Here is a 19781-nt window from a genome sequence, read left to right as displayed (position 1 = left end):
CCAAACAGCATCATCCTAAAACAGAAAAACCCGCCAAAAAAATCGACGGGTTTGTCAACGGTCTGAGGCGGCCAGTGGCCGCCTTTCTGTTTGAGCGCTATTGCGATCCTTAGTTGTTCCGGTTGCCCAGGAACTGAAGCAGGAACATGAACAGGTTCAGGAAGTCGAGGTAGAGCGTCAGCGCACCCATGATCGCCTTACGACCGGCCACGAGAACGTCATCACCTTCGAAGTACATTTCCTTGATCTTCTGCGTGTCGTAGGCGGTCAGACCTGCAAAGATCAGAACGCCGATTGCAGAGACTGCAAAGCTAACAGCGCTGGACTCCAACCAAATGTTAACGACCGACGCGATGATTAGGCCGAACAGACCCATGATCAGGAAGGAGCCCATGGCGGACAGGTCCTTCTTGGTCGTGTAGCCGTAGAGCGACAGCGCGCCGAAAGAAGCAGCGGTGATGAAGAACGTCTGGACGACGCTAGCTGCGGTGTAGGCCACGAAAATCGACGAAATCGATAGTCCAACCAGGGCAGCGTAGACCCAGAAAGTCGCTTGAGCAGCAGAAACGCTCATCTTATGAACGCGGAAGCTCAGGAAGAAGACGAGGGCTAGCGGTGCCAGCATGACGACCCAGCGTAGAGGGGACGCATAAACCGCAGCACCCAGCTGGGTCAGCATCGTGCCGTTACTGAGCGTCGCGACAGCAGCCGCAGGATCTGTCGTTACAGCGAGGCTAGCAAAACCGAAGGCAGCAACACCGGTAATCACCAGCGCGAGCGCCATAAGGTTGTAAACCTTCACCATGTAGGAGCGAAGACCTTGGTCGATCATCGCACCAGACTGAGCACGGCCCTGGGCCATACGGTTCTGGTAGTTGTTAAAGTCAGCCATTGTTTCCTCTTTTAGCTCCGAAGTTGCTACGGTGTCGGGATAAGACCGTTATGTGGATACTATCCCAGGCGCCGCTGCGGAGCTACAGCAAGCCTACTAGAGAATATGAGGCGATGGCGCAGCCGTTACAAGTGCCAAAAATAGCGAAAAAACACCGTATGCGCGAAAAGCGATAACGTTTTTGACATCATTACCAAGAATTAATCGTAAAAGTTAAATCGCGCACAACTTTTCCGTTTTTTAGATTTTCGCTTGCATCCAGCGGCTTACTCGCCAGCCTGGCGCAGCACCGGTGCAGCCTTCTGGCCGAGGATGCGCCACGTGCCGATCAGCCCTATGCCCACCGTCATCACCAGCGAAACGACAAGCGTGCCGATTGCCACATCGGGCAGGAAGCTGGAGGGCAACTTCATGATGCGGGCAATCACGAACCATGCGGAGACACCGCCCGCCAGAAGGGCGAAGGTGGCGGTCGCTACGCCGAGGATCATGTATTCATAGGAGAAGGCGCGGATCAGCATGGAACGCGTTCCTCCAAGTGTTTTCAGGATCACGGCATCGCGGGTGCGCGCGCGGTTCCCCGCCGCCAGGGCGCCTGCCAGCACCAGCACGGAGGCGATCAGCGCAACGGCTGCCGCCGCACGAATCGCGGTTGCGAGCTGACCGACCAGCCGGTCGACGATATCGAGCGCATCCTTGACGCGCACCGTGGTGATCGTCGGATAGGCGTTGGTGATGCTACGCAGGATCTCGCCTTCCTTGGCGGGTGTCGCCGACGGGTCTGCCAGCGTTGCCAGCCATGCATGCGGCGCGCCCCGGAAAGTGTTGGGCGAAAAGACCATGACGAAATTGATCGACATGGACTGCCACTGCACATCGCGCAGATTGGCGATCTTGGCGGTGATGCTGCGGCCAAGGACATTGACGGTGACCGTATCGCCGATTTTCAGGCCAAGTTCTCCCGCCTCTTCGGCGGCAAAGGAAACCAGCGGCTCGCCGCTATAATCCTTGCCCCACCACGTGCCTTGCGTGAGCTTGGCATTTTCCGGCAGATCTTCCGAATAGGTAATGCCGCGATCACCGCGCAGAACCCAACGGCCGGATGGCGGCACTTCGATCTTGGTGACGTCCTGACCGTTCAGCGCCAGGATACGGCCGCGCAGCATCGGAACTTCTGTCAGCGTGCCTTCCGGCGCTTCGCGCTTGACGAGATCGCGGAAGCCATCGCGCTCGCTTCCCTGAATGTCGACAAAGAAGAAGTTCGGGGCTTTCTCCGGCAGCGTCGACGTCAACTCCCGCCGCAGATTGCCGTCGATCAGTGTCAAAGTCACCAGGAGCGTAAGGCCAAGACCAAGCGACAGCACAACGGAAGGCGTTAGCGCGCCGGGGCGGTGGATATTGCCGATGGCGAGCCGAAGGGCTGCGGAGTGGACGCGTGGACTGCGTCGCGCCAGGGCGCGGATGCCCCAGGCGACAAGCCTCAATACGACGAAGGCGAAGGCGATCGCACCGAGAAAGACCGAGGCGATGAATCGATCATCCGCCGTGAAAATCGCAAGGCTCGCAAGCGCTGCGAGAAGGATTGCCGTCGCAGCCAGATACGGCCAGGAGGGAAGCTTTCCTTCATCGAAGCCCTGTTCGCGGAAGAGTGCGGTTGCCGGCACTTCGCGTGCCTGACCGAGCGGTACAATGGCGAAGGCAAGTGTGGTCAACATGCCGAAGACGGCGGCAAGCCAGAGCGCCGAAGGGTAGAAGGCAAGTTCCTTCGGGACCGGCAGAACGCCGTCGAGAAAGCGCATGGCAATCAGCGGTGCTATGGCACCGAACAACAATCCGATCAGAATGCCGACGCAGGCAATGAAACCGATCTGGAACAGATAGGTCATCGTCACCACGCTTGCCGGTGCGCCAAGGCATTTCAGCGAGGCAATCGTGGTGCGCTTGGAATCGAGAAAGGCGCGTACCGCATTGGCGACACCAACGCCGCCGACGATCAGCGCAGTGAGACCGACCAGCGTCAGGAATTGGGAGAAGCGATTGACGTTTTCGGTGAGTTGCGGTGCCGCCCGATCGCTGGTGCGAATGGACCAGCCGGCGTTCGGAAACTGCTTGTTGGTCGTTTCGATGATCGTCGCGCGTTGCGACGGGTCGGTCAGGCGAACCTTGTAGGCATGCTCGACAAGGCTCCCCGTCTGGATCAGGCCGGAGGCGATAAGCGCATCGCGGCTGATGAGCAGGCGGGGCGCGAAGCCGAAACCGTCAGACAGCGTGTCCGGCTCGGTGACGATGGTCCCTGTCAGTTTCAGCCTTGCATTGCCAAGAAGCAGTTCGTCGCCGACCTTGATGCCGAGACGCTCAAGCAGCATGGGGGCCGCGACCGCGCCGAAGCTCTCTCCTTGTTTGGCCAAAAGCGCGGGAAGGGGTTGCGCCGGCTCGGCGACGAAATCGCCATAGAGCGGATAGGCGCCATCGACGGCTTTGACCTCGGCCAGGCTCTGCTGTGAGCCGTCTTCCAGTCGCGCCATGGAGCGCAGCCCGTCCGAGACGGCGACATCACCGAGACTATCGATATAAGCGCGCTCTTCAGCACTCGCCTCGCGGTTTCTGAGTTCGAAACGCACGTCGCCAGCCAGGATCGACTGGCCTTCGTCGGCGATAGCGCTGGTGACTGCGCGCGAGACCGAGTTGACGGCTGCGATAGCACCGGTGCCAAGCGCGATACAGGCGAGGAAGATGTAGAAGCCACCGAACCCGCCGCGGATCTCCCGGCGTGCCAATCTCAGCGCATTTCGAATGTTGGCGGCAGACGGCATCATGCGCTTGCCGCCTGTCTGGCGGCTGTGGAGCCGGCACTCTCGCCTTCGATCTGGCCGGAACGAACCTTGATCTGACGGGTGCAGCGGGCGGCAAGCGACGGATCGTGGGTCACGAGGATCATCGTCATGCCACGCTCGGCCTGCTTCGAAAACAGCAGATCGGCGATCTGCTTGCCGGTATCGGTATCGAGATTGCCCGTTGGTTCGTCGGCGATCAGCACGGCAGGCGAGGGGGCAAGCGCTCTGGCAATCGCCACGCGCTGCTGTTCGCCGCCGGACAATTGGCCGGGATAATGGTTGAGGCGCTGGCCGAGGCCGACGGCAGTCAGTTCTCGCGTCGCCATGTCAAAGGCATTCGGCACATTGGCAAGTTCAAGAGGAACGGCGACATTCTCGAGCGCGGTCATATTGGCGATCAGGTGAAAGGACTGGAAGACGATCCCGATATTCTTGCCACGAAAATCCGCCAGCGCGTCTTCGCCAAGCGTATGGAGATGCGTTCCCGCAATTGTGATCTCGCCGCTATCGAGCCTTTCGAGGCCTGCCAGAACCATCAGCAGCGTGGACTTGCCGGAGCCGGAAGGCCCGACAATACCGACGGCTTCGCCCTCTTCAATGGTGAGATCGATGCTCTTCAAAACGTGGACGGAGGCGGCGGCGCTGCCAAGGGTGAGATCCGCTTTCTTCAGCTCGATGGTGCTTTTCGCCACGTTTTTGCGTTCCTATATGATCAAGAGTGCAGAAGCCTCGCTGGCTTCACCAATTAGGAAGGCTGGAATGAATTTTAAAGCCGTTGCCGCTCACTTCGTCGTCATCCTCGGAGCGTTTCTTTCCTCTTCAGTCGCTTGGGCTCAAGATAAGCCTTTGCAGATCGTGGGCTTCGGCGACAGCCTGATGGCCGGTTATCAGCTTGCGCCGAACGAAAGCTACGCCGCCCAGCTCGAAGCCGCGCTGAAAGCCAAGGGCGTCAATGCGGTCGTGACCAATGCGGGCGTTTCGGGTGACACGAGTTCTGCCGGCCTTGCGCGCGCCGAATGGTCGGTGCCGGATGGGACCGATGGCGTGATCCTGGAGCTTGGCGCCAACGATGCGCTGCGGGGCATTCCGCCTGCCGATACCGAGAAGAACTTGGCGGCCATCATCGAAGGGTTTCAGAAGCGCAATATCCCGGTTCTCATGATGGGCATCATCGTGCCGCCAAACATGGGCGGCGACTACGGCAAGGCGTTCAACCCTATCTATGAACGGCTGGCGCAGAAGTATCAGATCCCGCTCTACCCGTTCTTTCTGGACGGTGTCGTGCTCGATCAAAGCCTGCAGCTGGAAGACAGAATGCATCCCAATGCCAAGGGCGTTGCAGTGATGGTGGAGAAGTCTCTGCCCGCCGTCGAGGCCTTTGTTAAGACTATCCGTGAGCAAAAAAAATAAGCACTTGCGCAGCGAAGCTTTGCATGATTCGCTGTCCTTGTTCTGCCAAGAGATTCGGGGAGCTCGCCATGCCGAGACTGTTTACCGCCCTCGAAATTCCGCGCAATGCGGCGATGAGCCTTTCATTGTTGCGCGGTGGTCTACCGGGAGTCCGGTGGATTGACGTGGAGAATTATCACATCACCTTGCGCTTTATCGGCGATATAGACGGACGCACCGCTGACGAAGTGGTCGACCGGCTGGATCGTATCGATCGCGAGGAGTTTCAGATCAACCTGACGGGCATGGGCTCCTTCGGATCGAAGAAGCCGCACTCCCTCTGGGCCGGGGTTTCTCCCTCTCCGGAAATGGTCGCTCTCCAGGCAGAAATCGAGCGCATCTGCCAGCGTCTCGGGTTGCCGCCGGATCCGCGAAAGTTCACGCCGCATGTGACGCTGGCGCGGCTTCGCAATTCCAGGCTCGACGATGTGGTCCATTATCTTTCAGGCCGCGGGGATTTCCGAACCTCGCCCTTCACCGTCGGGCGCTTCGTGCTGATGTCTTCGAAGGAATCGGTCGGCGGCGGGCCTTACATCGTCGAAGAGGCCTTCCCGCTCTATGAAAGCCGTTCAGCTGGCGTCTATGCCGACGCTGGACTGCTTCCGGAGAAGAGCCTGTTCTAACTCCATGATACCTGATCATAGCATCGGCTGGGCGAGCGCCCCGGCCGAGCATTCATTTGCGCGGTTGATCTGACGGTCAAAGGTGAACCAAAGCGCATGCCCGTCCGTTCAGTTGCATAGAACAGTCTATCAGGGGAAGGGACCATCATGACCTATGCGAAACTTGAAGCGGACGCCGTGCGCACGGCGCTTGAGACGCTGGATGGCTGGTCTTTGCGCGAAGACGGCCTGGCAATCGTCAAGGCCTACAAATTTGCCAGTTTCGCCGAAGCCTTCGGTTTCATGGCTGAATGCGCGCTCGCGGCAGAAAAGCTCAATCACCATCCGGAATGGTCCAACGTCTATTCGCGGGTGAAGATCTGTCTCACCACGCATGATTCCCAGGGTATCACCGAGCGCGATATTCTGCTGGCAAAGGCCATGGAGAAGGCGGCTGCCGGGCGCGGCAATTGAACAGCGGTCTTCATCGCCTATATTATTCGTCATGACCAAAGGAACTACGACCATGGATGACGTCAAGATCGGTGAAATCCTGCTTCCCGGCGATCCCGACACGCAGAAGGAACGCGAGGAGACTGTTCGATCCAAGTTCTGGCCGAAGATGAAGCGGGTCGTTAGCAAGGTACCTTTTGCCCGCGACGCAGCTGCGGCCTATTATTGCGCTGTCGATCCCTCCACGCCGCTTCGGGCCAAGGGTATTCTGCTTGCCGCGCTTGGGTATTTCATCATGCCGATCGACGTGGTGCCGGATGTTCTGGCGGTTATCGGCTTTACCGATGATATTGCGGTTTTGACCGCTGCCCTTGCGATGATCCGTGCGCATATCAAGATGGAGCATTACGACGCCGCTGATCTTGCGCTGGAAAAGATGCGCGAGGAATAACGGCTCTGTGATGCGCCGTTAGACGCGGTTCCAAATCCCGACAAATTCTTGCCTGAATTGCCGTGTCATACCTTTTGCGTGGCGCTGACTCGCGTCGCTCGAAGCGTGTTTTACATGCGTTGAGGACCTCTGACGCATGCATTTCTGTCAAGGCGTTTTCAGCCTTGGCGCAGCATGTTTCTTGGGGCGCGGGGAGTATCCGAACTGTAACACCGCGATACAATTCTCACCTTTTAATGATGGCGTTGACGGTTTGGTAACCGTTCCTTAGCCAAAATGAAGATGACGGCCTTCACCTCGCACCGGCCCGGCCTAGCCGTTCGGGCAACTGGAAGACAATAAACCCGGCAGGAATTTCAATGTTTGTAAGAAGTGTAGCAACCGCAGCCGCCATTTTGCTGACCAGCGTCAGCATTGCCTCTGCACAGTCGCCCACGCGCATCCAGCAGTTCAACGCTTGGGGTGCCTATTCGTACAAATCGGGTAAAAGCACCGTTTGCTATGTTCTTTCCGTTCCAACCGCCAAGGAGCCGGCAAGTGTCGACCATGGCGATATCTTCTTCATCGTGTCGCAGCGTCCCGGCCAGAACATTTCCTATGAGCCGCAGGCCATGGTGGGCTATCCTTTGAAGGAAGGCTCCAAGGTCAATGTGACGATCGATGCCAAGAACTTCGTGATGTTCACCAAGGACAAGGCGGCCTGGGTCGAAAATGCCGCTGAAGAGCCGGCACTCGTTGCGGCTATGAAGGTTGGCAAGAGCATGACCGTCAAGGCGACCTCCGGTCGCGGCACGGCAACCTCCTATTCCTACTCGCTGTCTGGCATCTCGGCTGCTCTCAAGCAGATCGAAAGCTGCAAGTAAGCAGTTTTAAAAATTAGAGTCTGATGGCCGGTCCTTGACCGGCCATTTGCGTTTTTGCCGGTTTGATGCTAGATGCGCGCCAACACGAATGCTGGCGACACCAGGTGATCGCCGCGCTTTTGGATTTTCTCGACATGCAGATGACGTTCCGCCGTTTCGACTGGTCGGTTTCGCTCGTGCATTGGATGATGGGATAGGACGATGTCCACTTTGGAAGCTACACCCGGTCTTGCAGTCAAGGCGCCTCTGGTCGCCAACAGCGACCTCATGTCGGACAAGCCGTCTTTGATCGGCATGACGCGCGAAGAGATGGCGGATGCGCTGATGGACATCGGCGTGCCGCAAAAGCAGGTCAAGATGCGCGTCAGCCAGTTGTGGAACTGGCTCTATGTGCGCGGCGTCTCCGATTTCGACAACATGACCAATGTCGCCAAGGAGCTTCGCGAGACGCTGAAGGCGAAGTTCACCATCGCGCGGCCGGAAATCGTCGAAGAGCAGATCTCCAATGACGGCACGCGCAAGTGGCTGATGCGCTTCCCCCCGCGTGGTGCCGGTCGCCCGGTGGAAATCGAGACCGTTTACATTCCTGAAGAAGGCCGCGGGACGCTTTGCATCTCCAGCCAGGTTGGCTGTTCGCTCACCTGTTCCTTCTGCCACACCGGCACACAGCGGCTGGTGCGCAACCTGACGGCGGAAGAAATTCTCTCGCAGCTTCTGCTCGCCCGCGATCGTCTGGGTGATTTCCCGGATGGCTCGACGCCGGTCGGCGCCTATGTGCCGAGCGAAGGCCGCAAGGTGTCCAACATCGTGATGATGGGTATGGGCGAGCCGCTCTATAATTTCGAGCATGTGAAGACCGCACTCCTGATCGCAACCGATGGCGATGGTCTGTCGCTCTCCAAGCGCCGCGTCACGCTCTCCACCTCCGGTGTCGTGCCGGAAATCTTCCGCACCGGCGACGAAATCGGTGTGATGCTGGCGATCTCCCTGCATGCCGTGCGCGACGAGCTGCGCGACATGCTGGTGCCGATCAACAAGAAGTATCCGCTGAAGGAGCTGATCGACGCCTGCCGCAACTATCCGGGTCTCTCGAATGCGCGCCGCATCACCTTCGAATATGTGATGCTGAAGGACGTCAATGACAGCCTGGAAGATGCCAAGATGCTGACCCAGCTTCTCAAGGGCGTTCCGGCCAAGATCAATCTCATCCCCTTCAACCCATGGCCTGGCACCAACTATCAGTGCTCGGACTGGGCGCAGATCGAGAAGTTTGCCGACTTTATCAATCAGGCCGGCTACGCCTCACCGATCCGCACGCCGCGTGGGCGCGATATTCTGGCAGCCTGCGGCCAGCTGAAGTCGGAATCCGAACGCATGCGCAAGACCGAGCGCCTGGCGTTTGAAGCGATGATGATTGCCAATCATGGGGCTGACGACTGAGGAGAACGCTGTCGTCGCCCCGAGGACAGCCTCAGTCTTGAGTCTTTCCGGTAAGGGGCTTGTGGCGACACTCTTTCTGACGTCACCTTTGAATCCAGGTCATCTCCCGCTGCCTCCGGCAGCTTTTACATTATCCGCTGTGTTCCGCTTGCGACTGCAGCTTGCTCGGCACCGGGTTTGTCCATAACTCATCCAGCTCAGCAAATACTCGGTTGGCAAAACCGTCTTCCAAGAGGGCAAGTGCGGATGTTGCCACTGGTTCTATGGTAAAACGTTCGGGATAGCCCAGCGCTGAAAGACGTTGAGCGCAGGAGGGATGAGAGGACAGCTCGTCGACCTCCATCGACCATGCGTGCTGCGCATAGATGTTCAACAGCTCGATCATATTGAGCATAGACACCGCGTTTAACAGGCGTTTTGTGGGCGAAATGACAGGTGGCACGGTATCCGTACGTTGTTGTCGCAACGACTTATAAAATGTTTGCTCCAGGAATATGGCGGACGCATCGACCAGAAGCAGGGCGCGAGCGGCCTCCTCGCCGTGACCACCATTTGCCGCTTCGAGGTCGGCTTTGATCTCGGCGTCTCGAGACAGACGCATCTTCTCACGCTCAAATGACGGTGAGAGTCTTTTCCATACGGCAAAGAGCAGGCGTCCGGTGATTGATTTATCCGGTGGAGCGAAGTCGAAGACGATGTTGAGGCTTTCTTCGAGTTCTGCCAGACGGAGCTTTCCATTCACATCCTCGTTCAGCACGTGGCCATTCTCGTGGATAAGAATGGCGAACATCGCTTCTTTATCTGTGACTGCCAGCAAAGGAATGCCGACCTTCAGCTGGTAATAGCGGCGAAATCCGAGCAGAGTGCGATGCATCCTGATGCTGGCATTCACCGCGTCACCCAATGTAATCGCGGTTTTCCTGGCTGTGGCCTTTCCAGCAACAGCTTCCCACATGAACCACAGTCCAGGGGCTTGGGCTCGACTGATCCCATCGACCTTTTTGGTCGATAGATTTGCAAAGAATACGCCCTTCAACAAAGCGATCGTGATGTCTGCCGTCCATAAGGCAAAGCCGATCAGAACAAAAAACCAAATGACGTGCTGATCTAACAAAAAGAACCACAGGCTCATGATGAGCGCCAGCGGCAGGATCATAAACAATAAAGTAAATCGCCCGAAACGGCGGCCGGCAGCCAGAATAATCTTTGCCAAATCAAGTCTCACTCAAGGCTGACGCCACCGATCGCGCAGGGCAACCTGCTCGAACATTCCGACGACATGTCCCAGCCACTGTCTCAAGACCCTTATTCCTGTGACTTTGGTGATCTCTCCAGGATAGCGCATGCCGACAGAGGCGTAAGCGTCCTGATTGCGTTGGACTTGATTACTTATTGCGAGAACACGTCTGTATCTTGATCGCGGAAATTTTGTCTTACGTCAGACGGGTGTTGGCTTTGAGCTTGGCTGCGCGGTATCGGGCTGGCGTGGTATAGACGGCATTCGCGAGAAGAGGATCTGCAGTTGCCATCTATTTTTCGTCGGGCTTATGGACCTCAGCGGCTTTCGATTGAACCTTACCCTCAACCCAATCAAATATTTGATCACTCCGATCTGTCCCGCGTGATTGATTTCGGCTTGACCCTTTCTTAAAGAGGGCGGGAAAAGCAAAACAATCGGAGGAATATCCCTATGCGCGCACTTATTCTGGCGCTTGCCGCCGCCACGGCTCTTGTGCTGCCTGCCAAGGCAGAAGACGTGACCGTCGCTGTCACAGCCATTGTCGAGCATCCAGCCCTCGACGCCGCACGTGATGGCGTGAAGGCCGCACTTGCTGAGGCTGGCTACAAGGAAGGCGAAAACCTGAAGTTCGTCTACCAGTCCGCGCAGGGCAATCCAGGTACCGCCGCACAGATCGCCCGTCAGTTCGTTGGCGACGCTCCGAATGTCATCGTGCCGATCTCCACGCCGTCGGCTCAGGCCGTCGTTGCCGCAACGCGCGATATTCCAGTCGTCTTCACAGCCGTTTCCGATCCCGTCGGTGCGCAGCTCATCAAGTCGATGGAAAAGCCCGGCCGCAACGTCACCGGTCTTTCCGACGCACTTCCGGTCAATGAGCATCTGGCTCTGGTCAAGGAAATCGTGCCGTCTGCCAAGACGATCGGCTACATCTATAACTCGGCTGAGGCCAACTCCGTCTCGACGCTCGCTCTGTTGAAGGAAGCAGCGGCAAAGGCGGGTCTCACGGTTGTCGAATCCGTCGCCACCAAGTCCTCCGAAGTTCAGGGCGCGACCCGCGCGCTGGTCGGCAAGGCGGATGTGATCTACGTCCCGACCGACAACACCATCGTCTCCGCCTTCGAAGCGGCAGCAGGTGTTGCAGCTGAAGCGAAAATCCCGCTCTTTGCGGCTGATACGGATTCGGTTGCTCGTGGTGCCATTGCCGCGCTCGGCTTCAACTATTTCGATGTGGGCAAGCAGACGGGCGCTGTCGTTGTGCGTATCCTGAAGGGTGAGAAGCCCGGCGATATTCCAGTAACCACAGCTGTTGGCACCGACCTCGTTCTCAACAAGAAAGCCGCCGAAAAGGTTGGCGTCACGTTCCCTGAGAGCGTTGTGAAGCGCGCCACGAAGGTGATCGAGTAACACCGAACTTTTCGTCTCAAGTCATCCTCGGCCTAGAGCCGAGAATCCAGGTCTTGATGCTCTCATGAATGGTCGGGTCAAGCCCGACGATGACGAAATGAAAGTCTAGGCCTTCATCATTCCCAATCGAGGGTGCCGCTGACAAGCGGCATTCTTGCTCTATCGGCCCGGCGAAACATCCGGTCGAAAAATCCAAGGACTTCTGTCGTGAGCCAAATCGCCTTCTGGGGTGCCGTCGAACTGGGGCTGGTCTTCGCCTTTGTCGCTATCGGCGTTTATCTCGCCTTTCGCGTGCTCGACTTTCCGGATCTGACCGTTGATGGTTCCTTTCCGCTCGGCGCTGCCGTGGCGGCGGTGCTGATCATTGCCGGTCTTAACCCCTGGCTGGCAACCGGCGTTGCTATGATTGCCGGTGCGGGTGCGGGTATGGTCACGGCGCTTTTGAATGTCCGCTTCAAGATCCTCAATCTTCTGGCTTCGATCCTGACGATGATTGCGCTGTTCTCGGTCAATCTGCGCGTCATGGGCAAGCCGAATGTCGCGCTGCTCAATCAGGAAACGGTCATCGAGCCCTTCTATGGTCTTGGCATGTCCGACTATCTGGTGCGGCCGCTCTTCGTCGGCCTGCTGGTGGTCGTTGCCGTCATCCTCGTCTGGCGCTTCCTGGAAAGCGATGCAGGACTTGCCATGCGCGCGACCGGTGCGAATGCCCGCATGGCCCGCGCTCAAGGGGTAAAGACCGGCAACCAGATCTATCTCGGCATGGCGCTTTCCAACGCGCTTGTCGCGCTTGGTGGCGCGCTCTTTGCCCAGACCAATGGCTTTGCGGATGTCACGTCCGGTGTCGGTACCATCGTCGTCGGTCTCGCCGCCGTCATCATCGGTGAAACGCTGTTCGGCTCGCGCGGCATTCTGATTGCCCTGATCGGCTGCGTCTTTGGATCGATCGCCTATCGTCTTGCCATCCAGCTGGCGCTCTCCAGCGATGCGCTCGGTCTCAAGGCATCCGACCTCAATTTCGTCACCGCCGCGCTGGTGGCCGTTGCCCTTATCCTGCCGCGCCTGCGCCGTGGAGGAGCTGCATCATGATTTCGCTTTCCGATATTCAGGTCATCTTCGGCAAGGGAACGCCGCTGCAAAAGCAGGCGCTCTCCAAGCTCAATCTCACTATCGAAAACGGCTCGTTCGTCACCGTTATCGGCTCCAACGGAGCCGGCAAGTCCACGCTTCTCGGCGTCCTGGCGGGCGATGTGCTGCCGAGCGCTGGCAAGGTGACGATCAGTGGCGTGGACGTGACGCGCAAGCCGACGGCTAGCCGTGCGGGCCAGGTGGCGCGTGTGTTTCAGGATCCGCTGGCGGGAAGCTGCGGCGCGCTCACCATCGAGGAAAATCTGGCGCTTGCGGCTGCACGCGGCAAGGTGCGCGGGCTTCTGCCGGCACTCGGCGGCGGACGGCGTGCCTTCTTCCAGGATCGCATCGCCTCGCTTGGCCTCGGGCTCGAAAACCGTCTGAAGGACCGCATGGATCTTCTCTCCGGCGGACAGCGCCAGGCGGTATCGCTGGTCATGGCAACGCTTGCAGGTTCCGATGTGCTGCTGCTTGACGAGCACACCGCAGCGCTTGACCCTGGCATGGCGGAGTTCGTCATGGAACTGACCCGTAAGGTGGTGGAAGAGCGCAAGCTCACCACGCTGATGGTGACGCATTCCATGCGCCAGGCGCTGGATTACGGCGACCGCACCATCATGCTGCATGCGGGCGAGGTCGTTCTCGATGTGTCGGGTGAAAGCCGCAAGGGCCTGCAGGTGGAAGACCTGATCGAGATGTTCCGCAAGATCCGCGGCCAGACGATCGATGATGACGAGTTGCTGATCGGCTAAGAGACAAGGCGCCGCTGAGGCGCCTTTTTCGTATCCGCTTGTTACTTCGCCTGCGTCAGGAAAATCTTCACGGCGAAGAGCGAGAAGACACCGGCGATGGTGTAATCCAGGCCGCGAAGAACCTTGCGATTGCGCTGCAGCCAGTCGGAGAGCGAGTCTGCGGCAACGACAATGCCGATGCCGATTGGCAGGGCGACGATGATCGACCAGAGACCGAGGAAGATCAGCTTGCCGGTCACGTGCGGGTCGGAGGCTGTGACGAATTGCGGCAGGAAGGTCATGAAGAAGATGATGACCTTTGGGTTGAGCAGGTTAACCCAAAGCCCGTTGACCAGAGCAGACGTCATCGACGCGCCCGCCTTCTGTTCTTTCGGGCGCTCCATGACGAAGTTGGAGCCGTGGCGGATCGCCTGTATTGCAAGCCAGACGAGATAGGCAGCGCCCCCCGTCTTCAAGATCATGAAGGCCGTTGGCGAAGCGACGATGAGCGCGGCAACTCCGAAGGCGACCAAAAGCGTGTGAACGGTAATTCCAAGATTGGTACCGACCAGCGTCATGAAGCCCGCCTTGCGGCCTTCGCGCAGCGAACGGCTGATCCACAGCGTCATATCCGGGCCGGGCGTCACCGCCAGAATGAGAATGGCGATGGTGAAGGCAATGAGTGTCGGCAGGCTCGGTATGAAGTCCACGAAGGCACCATAAGGCTAAAGCATGTCGCGCAAAAGTGTGCAGCGGTTTTGCGATAACGACATGCGACAAAACAAGGGCCTAAAGCGAAGGAGCGAATCTGAAAGATCGCGACACGCTTTAGGGTTCAGGTGCCTACTCATAACGCTGTTTGACGAGCCTGCCAATTCCTCTTCATGTTGCGTCAGCTGTTCAGAAACGTCCTGAAGTGCTCGGCATAATCTTTATGCCAGCGTGACAATGGGGGCCGGTTCTGGACGATGTCGTTGGCGGCCCAGAGAATGCGCTTCTCATCGGTGCTTCTGTCCACCTCGTTATCGGGGCAGAGAATGTAGAAATCGCCCCTGCCGATACTCTCCAGCATGAAATCGACCGTCTGTTCCGGCGTCCAGGCGCCGTCGGGCTTTTCCGTGCGCTCGCCTGCGGTGAGACCGGTGAAGACGAAGCCGGGGATGAGCAGATGCGCCGAGATCGCACCCTTGTCGGCATTGCGCAGCTCGTGCTGCAGCGCTTCAGTGAACGCCTTCACGCCCGCTTTCGCAACGTTATAGGCAGGATCGCCCGGCGGCGTGGTGATGCCCTGCTTGGAGCCGGTATTGATGATAAGGCCCGGCTCTCCATGGGCGAGCATGCCCGCACCGAAGACGCGGGTGCCGTTGATGACGCCCATCAGATTGACGCCAATCACCTTGTCCCAGTTGGCCTGTGGGCCGAAAAGGGCGCTGCCCGGCTGGATGCCGGCATTGTTCATCAGCACATGCACGCGGCCGAAACGCTGGATGACGGCTCTTTCCAGCGCCTCAAGCTCATCGAGCTTTGAGACGTCGGTCGGGATGGCGGCGATATTCGCCGCGCCATCGGGCACTTCTGCGGCGATCTGACTTTCGGCGGCTCCCAGTTTTTCGCCATCGAGATCGACCAGCACAACGCTCATGCCGAGATGGGCAAACTGGCGTGCAGCGGCAAGCCCGATGCCGGAGGCGGCACCGGTGACCACGGCTACATTGTCCTGTCGCAATGCGGGGTGAAATGTCGACATTGGTTTCTCCTTCTCCATGGCCGTCTTTTTTCAAACGGCGGTGGCGTCCCATGTAACCAAGCGCCTCTCAAGGCGCTTCGAAATCTAGCGTTTTTCTCTCTCAAGTCACGTGACAAGTCATCGGACGCTCGATGTGTTCCCGGGCAGCGCCCATTTTCATTATCTCTTGCGTGTACCGATAAACTCGCTAAAAGTGCCGCAATCTCAAGGAAAGGCGAGGCTTCACGCGATCGCCGGTTATGCAAATGGATTTCACGAATGGCACTCCCGAAAGACGTTAAGAAAGTCGTTCTCGCCTATTCCGGCGGTCTCGATACCTCGATCATCCTGAAGTGGCTGCAGACCGAACTCGGCGCGGAAGTCGTCACCTTCACCGCCGATCTCGGCCAGGGCGAGGAACTAGAGCCGGCGCGCAAGAAGGCCGAGATGCTCGGCATCAAGGAAATCTTCATCGAAGATGTCCGCGAGGAATTCGTTCGTGATTTCGTCTTCCCGATGTTCCGCGCCAATGCCGTCTATGAAGGCGTCTATCTGCTCGGCACGTCGATTGCCCGCCCGCTGATTTCCAAGCATCTGATCGAGATTGCCAAGAAGACCGGTGCCGACGCCATTGCCCATGGTGCGACCGGCAAGGGTAATGACCAGGTGCGTTTCGAGCTTTCCGCTTACGCCCTGAACCCCGATATCAAGATCATCGCACCGTGGCGCGACTGGACCTTCAAGAGCCGTACGGATCTTCTGAACTTTGCCGAACAGCACCAGATCCCGGTTGCAAAGGACAAGAAGGGCGAAGCGCCGTTCTCCGTCGACGCCAACCTGCTGCACTCCTCATCCGAGGGCAAGGTTCTGGAAGACCCGGCGCAGGAAGCTCCCGAATATGTGCATATGCGCACCATTTCCCCGGAAGCCGCACCCGACAAGGCAACCGTCATCAAGGTTGGTTTCCGCAAGGGCGATGCCTGCTCGATCAACGGCGTTGAAATGTCGCCTGCGACCCTTCTGCAGACGCTCAACGATTATGGCCGCGACAATGGCATTGGCCGTCTCGACCTCGTGGAAAACCGCTTCGTCGGCATGAAGAGCCGCGGCGTCTACGAAACCCCTGGCGGCACGATCCTGCTTGCAGCGCACCGCGCCATCGAATCCATCACGCTCGACCGCGGTGCCGCGCACCTCAAGGATGAGCTGATGCCGCGTTACGCAGAGCTGATCTATTACGGCTTCTGGTTCTCGCCGGAGCGCGAAATGCTGCAGGCCCTGATCGACAAGAGCCAGGAGCATGTGGAAGGCGAAGTGACGCTGAAGCTCTACAAGGGCAATGTCATGGTCACCGGTCGCGAGAGCGCCAAGTCGCTCTATTCCGACAAGCTCGTCACCTTCGAAGACGACCAGGGCGCCTACGACCAGAAGGATGCCGCCGGCTTCATCAAGCTCAACGCGCTGCGTCTGCGTACGCTCGCCAAGCGTAACCTCGGTAAGTAATTCTGCATTTGATGTGAAGATGAAAAGCCCCGTTTTTGCGCGGGGCTTTTTATTGCTCCCGGCTCAGCCTTCTGTCCGGTTCTTATCCATCGCCGCGGTGTGGAGGTTCTTCTGCAATACGGAGAGCAGCGCATGGAAGCGTTCGACGTCTTCCCTGCCCAAACCTTCCGTTGCCTGCGCCATCAGACCATCCACCTCTTCGCGCACCGATTTCAGCATCTGCGTCGAGCTTTCCGTCAAGTAGATGCACTTCGACCGGCGGTCGTCCGGGTTGGGGCGACGCTCCACAAGCGCGAGCGATTCCAGCTTGTCGAGATAGGTACAGACCGTCATCGGTTCGAGACCGATGCGAGCGGCAATGTCCGCCTGCTTGGCACCGTCGATGGCAGCAACGGTCAGCAGCGCGCGGGCCTCGCCGGGCGTCAGTCCAAGGCCTGCATTGGCAATACGCCGTTCGAACACGCTGTTGAGAAAACGGGCGCTGCTGTTGAGCAGAAAGGCCAGCGGTTCTCGTTCGGGATTGGATGTCATCAAATGGGTGCTTTTCACTAGAACTATTCTACGTTGTGACAACTTCTGTCTTTCCATGCAATCGGATGGAAGAAGAAAGTGTTCCGCACCCTTCATGTCTTTGACATCCACGCATCGTGCTTTTGCGGAAATCGAAGCCGATTTTAGGGCCGTTGCCGTTGCCCTTCTTGCGGTGTGATATTGAAAGCTTGCCGTCAGCATGCCCATATGGCTGACAATCACATCTGCATGAGGACATCACCATGACATCGACGACCGCGCATTATTCCGCTCTGACCGACTGGAACGGGAAAAACGGGCTGCCGCGTTTCGATGCTGTCAAGGACGAGGATTTTGCCGGTGCGTTCGATGCGGCCCTTGCTGCCCATGATGCAGAGATCGATGCGATTGCCCAAAACAGCGAAGCGCCGAGCTTCGCCAATACGGTGATTGCGCTCGAAATCGCTGGTGACGAGTTGTCGCGCGTCTCCGCGCTGTTCTGGAACAAGGCGGGCGCCCATACCAACCCGAAAATCCAGGCGCTGGAGCGTAAGATCGCGCCAAAAATGTCGCGCCACTATTCGCGCATCGGCATGAATGAGGCGCTGTTCAAGCGCATCGATACGCTGTGGGAGAAGCGCGAGACGCTTGGACTGACCCATGAGGAACTGCGGGTGCTTGAGCGCCACTGGAAAGGTTTCGTGCGCGCCGGCGCGAAACTGCCGAAGCCGGAGCAGGAGCGTCTGGCCGCCATTAACGAGGAGCTGGCGGGACTTGGCGCAAACTTCGGCCAGAACGTGCTTGCGGATGAAAAGAACTGGAAGCTGCTGCTGTCCTCGGACGAAGAGCTTGCCGGCATTCCGGGCTTCCTGCGCGATGCCATGGCGGGTGCCGCCAAGGAGCACGGCGAGGAGGACAAGTTTGCAGTGACCCTGTCGCGCTCCATCATCGAGCCCTTCCTCACCTTTTCCGAGCGCCGCGATCTGCGTGAGCAGGCCTTCAAGGCATGGGTGGCGCGCGGCGAAAATGGTGGCGAGACCGACAATCGCGAGATCGTCAGGAAGACACTGGCGCTGCGCGAAGAAAAGGCAAAGCTGCTCGGCCATGACAGTTTCGCAGCCTACAAGCTGGACGACACGATGGCGAAGACGCCGGATGCGGTGAACGGTCTTTTGACCCAGGTCTGGGAAAAGGCCGTGGCGCGCGCAGGCGAAGAGGAAGCCGAGCTTGCCACGGTCATTGCCGACGAAGGCAAGAACCATGAGGTGATGCCTTGGGACTGGCGCCATTATGCGGAGAAGCTCAGAGCAAAGCGCTTCAACTTCTCTGAGACCGAGCTGAAGCCCTATCTTCAGCTGGAAAAGATCATCGAGGCCTGCTTCGATGTGGCGACACGCCTCTTCGGCATTCATGCCGTCGAACTGAAAGACGTTAAGGCCTATCACCCGGATGTGCGCACTTTCGAAATTCGCGACGCCAATGGCGAGTTGAAGGCGATGTTCCTCGGCGACTACTTTGCCCGGCCCTCCAAGCGCTCAGGTGCATGGATGAGCTCCTTCCAGTCGCAGCACAAGCTGCCGCTGAAGAACGGCACGGTCGGTGAACTGCCGATCATCTACAATGTCTGCAACTTCGCAAAGCCATCCGCCGGCAAGCCAGCGCTGCTGTCGCTGGATGATGCACGCACGCTGTTTCACGAGTTCGGCCACGCGCTCCATGGCATGATGTCGAACGTCACCTATCCGTCCGTTTCCGGTACCGGCGTTTCGCGCGACTTCGTCGAACTGCCCTCGCAGCTTTACGAGCACTGGCTGACCGTGCCGGAAATTCTCGAAACCTATGCGCTGCATTACGAGACCGGCGAGCCCATGCCGAAGGCGCTGCTGGACAAGGTGCTTGCGGCCCAGACCTTCAATGCCGGCTTCAACACGGTGGAGTTCACCTCCTCGGCGCTGGTCGATATGGCGTTCCACACCCGTGGCACGGTGGAGGATCCGATGGCGGTGCAGGCAGAGGTGCTGAATTCGCTCAACATGCCGAAATCGATCACCATGCGCCACGCAACGCCGCACTTCCAGCACGTGTTTTCCGGTGACGGCTATTCCGCCGGCTACTACTCCTACATGTGGTCGGAAGTGCTGGATGCCGACGCCTTCGAGGCTTTCGAGGAGACGGGCAATCCTTTCGATCCGGAAACGGCGCGCAAGCTTCTCGACAATGTCTATTCCGTTGGCGGCGCGATCGATCCGGAAGTGACCTACAAGGCCTTCCGCGGCAAGATGCCGAGCCCGGAGGCCATGCTGAAGAAGCGCGGACTGGTCGCTGCGTAAAACATGTCGCGCAGAAGCGTGAAGCCGTCCTGCGACGCTGATATGCTGTCAAAGAAAGGGTGAAGGCGGGAAGAGCGAATCTGAACGATCGCACCCGCTTTAACCTTGAAAGCGCGCAAAAACCTGTCACACATCTCTGATACGGCGTTTTCGCAAGGGGCTTATGTCACAGGCCCCCCTTTCGCATTTGCAAAAAAAAGGTTATGAGCCCGCCAAACTAAATTG

18 protein-coding genes are annotated in these 19781 nt (G+C 58.4%); 11 read left to right on the top strand and 7 right to left on the bottom strand.

Going from position 1 to position 19781, the window contains the following annotated elements; translation table 11 throughout:
• Positions 1–109: 109 nt before the first annotated feature.
• From EYC79_RS00650 to EYC79_RS00640, 3 genes are all read right to left on the bottom strand, one after another.
• Positions 110–892: a Bax inhibitor-1/YccA family protein gene (locus EYC79_RS00650; protein ID WP_062597381.1), complete on the bottom strand. Its 783-nt coding sequence runs from the start codon at positions 890–892 to the stop codon at positions 110–112.
• A 266-nt stretch (positions 893–1158) separates the two neighbouring features.
• The gene (locus EYC79_RS00645) at positions 1159–3708 is read right to left on the bottom strand and encodes an ABC transporter permease (RefSeq protein WP_130976868.1); all 2550 of its coding nucleotides are present in this window, start codon (positions 3706–3708) and stop codon (positions 1159–1161) included.
• Positions 3705–4418 carry an ABC transporter ATP-binding protein gene (locus EYC79_RS00640; protein ID WP_111848502.1) on the bottom strand — a complete coding sequence of 238 codons (714 nt, stop codon included), beginning with the start codon at positions 4416–4418 and terminating at the stop codon, positions 3705–3707. The genes EYC79_RS00645 and EYC79_RS00640 overlap by 4 nt, the downstream gene beginning before the upstream one ends.
• A gap of 67 nt (positions 4419–4485) precedes the next feature.
• Here EYC79_RS00640 and EYC79_RS00635 point away from each other — a divergent pair, with 67 nt between their 5' ends.
• The 6 genes from EYC79_RS00635 to rlmN all read left to right on the top strand — a co-directional run bounded on the left by EYC79_RS00635 (position 4486) and on the right by rlmN (position 8984).
• Positions 4486–5136 (top strand): arylesterase, encoded by a 651-nt coding sequence (locus EYC79_RS00635; protein WP_130976867.1) that lies wholly within the window; start codon positions 4486–4488, stop codon positions 5134–5136.
• Between the two features lie 68 nt (positions 5137–5204).
• Positions 5205–5798 carry an RNA 2',3'-cyclic phosphodiesterase gene (thpR, locus tag EYC79_RS00630; protein WP_130976866.1) on the top strand — a complete coding sequence of 198 codons (594 nt, stop codon included), beginning with the start codon at positions 5205–5207 and terminating at the stop codon, positions 5796–5798.
• Positions 5799–5945: 147 nt separating this feature from the next.
• On the top strand, positions 5946–6251 hold the full coding sequence (locus EYC79_RS00625) for a 4a-hydroxytetrahydrobiopterin dehydratase (RefSeq protein WP_062424920.1): 306 nt from the start codon (positions 5946–5948) through the stop codon (positions 6249–6251).
• A gap of 52 nt (positions 6252–6303) precedes the next feature.
• Complete coding sequence (locus EYC79_RS00620) at positions 6304–6681, top strand: YkvA family protein (protein ID WP_062424919.1); 378 nt, start codon at positions 6304–6306, stop codon at positions 6679–6681.
• Positions 6682–7040: 359 nt separating this feature from the next.
• Positions 7041–7544 carry an invasion associated locus B family protein gene (locus EYC79_RS00615; RefSeq protein ID WP_062424918.1) on the top strand — a complete coding sequence of 168 codons (504 nt, stop codon included), beginning with the start codon at positions 7041–7043 and terminating at the stop codon, positions 7542–7544.
• 267 nt (positions 7545–7811) lie between these two features.
• Positions 7812–8984: a dual-specificity RNA methyltransferase RlmN gene (rlmN, locus tag EYC79_RS00610; protein WP_113178199.1), complete on the top strand. Its 1173-nt coding sequence runs from the start codon at positions 7812–7814 to the stop codon at positions 8982–8984.
• 130 nt (positions 8985–9114) lie between these two features.
• On the opposite strand, the gene EYC79_RS00605 is transcribed toward rlmN, so the two are convergent.
• Positions 9115–10197 carry a M48 family metalloprotease gene (locus EYC79_RS00605; protein ID WP_130976865.1) on the bottom strand — a complete coding sequence of 361 codons (1083 nt, stop codon included), beginning with the start codon at positions 10195–10197 and terminating at the stop codon, positions 9115–9117.
• Between the two features lie 477 nt (positions 10198–10674).
• On the opposite strand from EYC79_RS00605, the gene EYC79_RS00600 reads away from it, so the two are divergent.
• The 3 genes from EYC79_RS00600 to EYC79_RS00590 all read left to right on the top strand — a co-directional run bounded on the left by EYC79_RS00600 (position 10675) and on the right by EYC79_RS00590 (position 13508).
• Positions 10675–11628, top strand: a complete 954-nt coding sequence (locus EYC79_RS00600; RefSeq protein ID WP_130976864.1) for an ABC transporter substrate-binding protein — start codon at positions 10675–10677, stop codon at positions 11626–11628.
• Positions 11629–11835: 207 nt separating this feature from the next.
• Entirely contained in the window at positions 11836–12717 is an 882-nt protein-coding gene (locus EYC79_RS00595) for an ABC transporter permease (RefSeq protein ID WP_062444666.1), read from the top strand.
• Entirely contained in the window at positions 12714–13508 is a 795-nt protein-coding gene (locus EYC79_RS00590; RefSeq protein ID WP_062444386.1) for an ABC transporter ATP-binding protein, read from the top strand. The genes EYC79_RS00595 and EYC79_RS00590 overlap by 4 nt, the downstream gene beginning before the upstream one ends.
• 41 nt (positions 13509–13549) lie before the next feature.
• Here the strand turns inward: EYC79_RS00590 and EYC79_RS00585 are convergent, their stop codons facing one another.
• The gene (locus tag EYC79_RS00585) at positions 13550–14197 is read right to left on the bottom strand and encodes a LysE family translocator (protein ID WP_062444384.1); all 648 of its coding nucleotides are present in this window, start codon (positions 14195–14197) and stop codon (positions 13550–13552) included.
• 182 nt (positions 14198–14379) lie between these two features.
• Positions 14380–15234, bottom strand: a complete 855-nt coding sequence (locus EYC79_RS00575) for an SDR family NAD(P)-dependent oxidoreductase (RefSeq protein WP_130976862.1) — start codon at positions 15232–15234, stop codon at positions 14380–14382.
• 258 nt (positions 15235–15492) lie between these two features.
• Between EYC79_RS00575 and EYC79_RS00570 the strand changes: the two genes are divergently transcribed.
• Positions 15493–16716: an argininosuccinate synthase gene (locus tag EYC79_RS00570; RefSeq protein ID WP_062444382.1), complete on the top strand. Its 1224-nt coding sequence runs from the start codon at positions 15493–15495 to the stop codon at positions 16714–16716.
• Between the two features lie 63 nt (positions 16717–16779).
• Here EYC79_RS00570 and EYC79_RS00565 read toward each other — a convergent pair whose 3' ends face one another.
• Positions 16780–17247 (bottom strand): MarR family winged helix-turn-helix transcriptional regulator, encoded by a 468-nt coding sequence (locus EYC79_RS00565; RefSeq protein ID WP_113267438.1) that lies wholly within the window; start codon positions 17245–17247, stop codon positions 16780–16782.
• Between the two features lie 242 nt (positions 17248–17489).
• Between EYC79_RS00565 and EYC79_RS00560 the strand changes: the two genes are divergently transcribed.
• Positions 17490–19556: a M3 family metallopeptidase gene (locus EYC79_RS00560; RefSeq protein ID WP_130976861.1), complete on the top strand. Its 2067-nt coding sequence runs from the start codon at positions 17490–17492 to the stop codon at positions 19554–19556.
• Positions 19557–19781: the final 225 nt, after the last annotated feature.

Source organism: Agrobacterium cavarae (genome assembly GCF_004310285.1).
GTDB classification, from domain to species: domain Bacteria; phylum Pseudomonadota; class Alphaproteobacteria; order Rhizobiales; family Rhizobiaceae; genus Agrobacterium; species Agrobacterium cavarae.
This window is presented reverse-complemented; position numbering and strand designations above follow the sequence as displayed.

Excerpts from the sequence above, each read along its gene's own strand:
- thpR (WP_130976866.1), top strand. The coding sequence starts at position 5,205 with ATGCCGAGACTGTTTACCGCCCTCGAAATTCCGCGCAATGCGGCGATG.
- EYC79_RS00635 (WP_130976867.1), top strand. The coding sequence starts at position 4,486 with ATGAATTTTAAAGCCGTTGCCGCTCACTTCGTCGTCATCCTCGGAGCG.
- EYC79_RS00620 (WP_062424919.1), top strand. The coding sequence starts at position 6,304 with ATGGATGACGTCAAGATCGGTGAAATCCTGCTTCCCGGCGATCCCGAC.
- EYC79_RS00565 (WP_113267438.1), bottom strand. The coding sequence starts at position 17,247 with ATGACATCCAATCCCGAACGAGAACCGCTGGCCTTTCTGCTCAACAGC.
- EYC79_RS00575 (WP_130976862.1), bottom strand. The coding sequence starts at position 15,234 with ATGTCGACATTTCACCCCGCATTGCGACAGGACAATGTAGCCGTGGTC.
- EYC79_RS00570 (WP_062444382.1), top strand. The coding sequence starts at position 15,493 with ATGGCACTCCCGAAAGACGTTAAGAAAGTCGTTCTCGCCTATTCCGGC.
- EYC79_RS00600 (WP_130976864.1), top strand. The coding sequence starts at position 10,675 with ATGCGCGCACTTATTCTGGCGCTTGCCGCCGCCACGGCTCTTGTGCTG.
- rlmN (WP_113178199.1), top strand. The coding sequence starts at position 7,812 with ATGTCGGACAAGCCGTCTTTGATCGGCATGACGCGCGAAGAGATGGCG.
- EYC79_RS00625 (WP_062424920.1), top strand. The coding sequence starts at position 5,946 with ATGACCTATGCGAAACTTGAAGCGGACGCCGTGCGCACGGCGCTTGAG.
- EYC79_RS00560 (WP_130976861.1), top strand. The coding sequence starts at position 17,490 with ATGACATCGACGACCGCGCATTATTCCGCTCTGACCGACTGGAACGGG.
- EYC79_RS00590 (WP_062444386.1), top strand. The coding sequence starts at position 12,714 with ATGATTTCGCTTTCCGATATTCAGGTCATCTTCGGCAAGGGAACGCCG.
- EYC79_RS00645 (WP_130976868.1), bottom strand. The coding sequence starts at position 3,708 with ATGATGCCGTCTGCCGCCAACATTCGAAATGCGCTGAGATTGGCACGC.
- EYC79_RS00615 (WP_062424918.1), top strand. The coding sequence starts at position 7,041 with ATGTTTGTAAGAAGTGTAGCAACCGCAGCCGCCATTTTGCTGACCAGC.
- EYC79_RS00650 (WP_062597381.1), bottom strand. The coding sequence starts at position 892 with ATGGCTGACTTTAACAACTACCAGAACCGTATGGCCCAGGGCCGTGCT.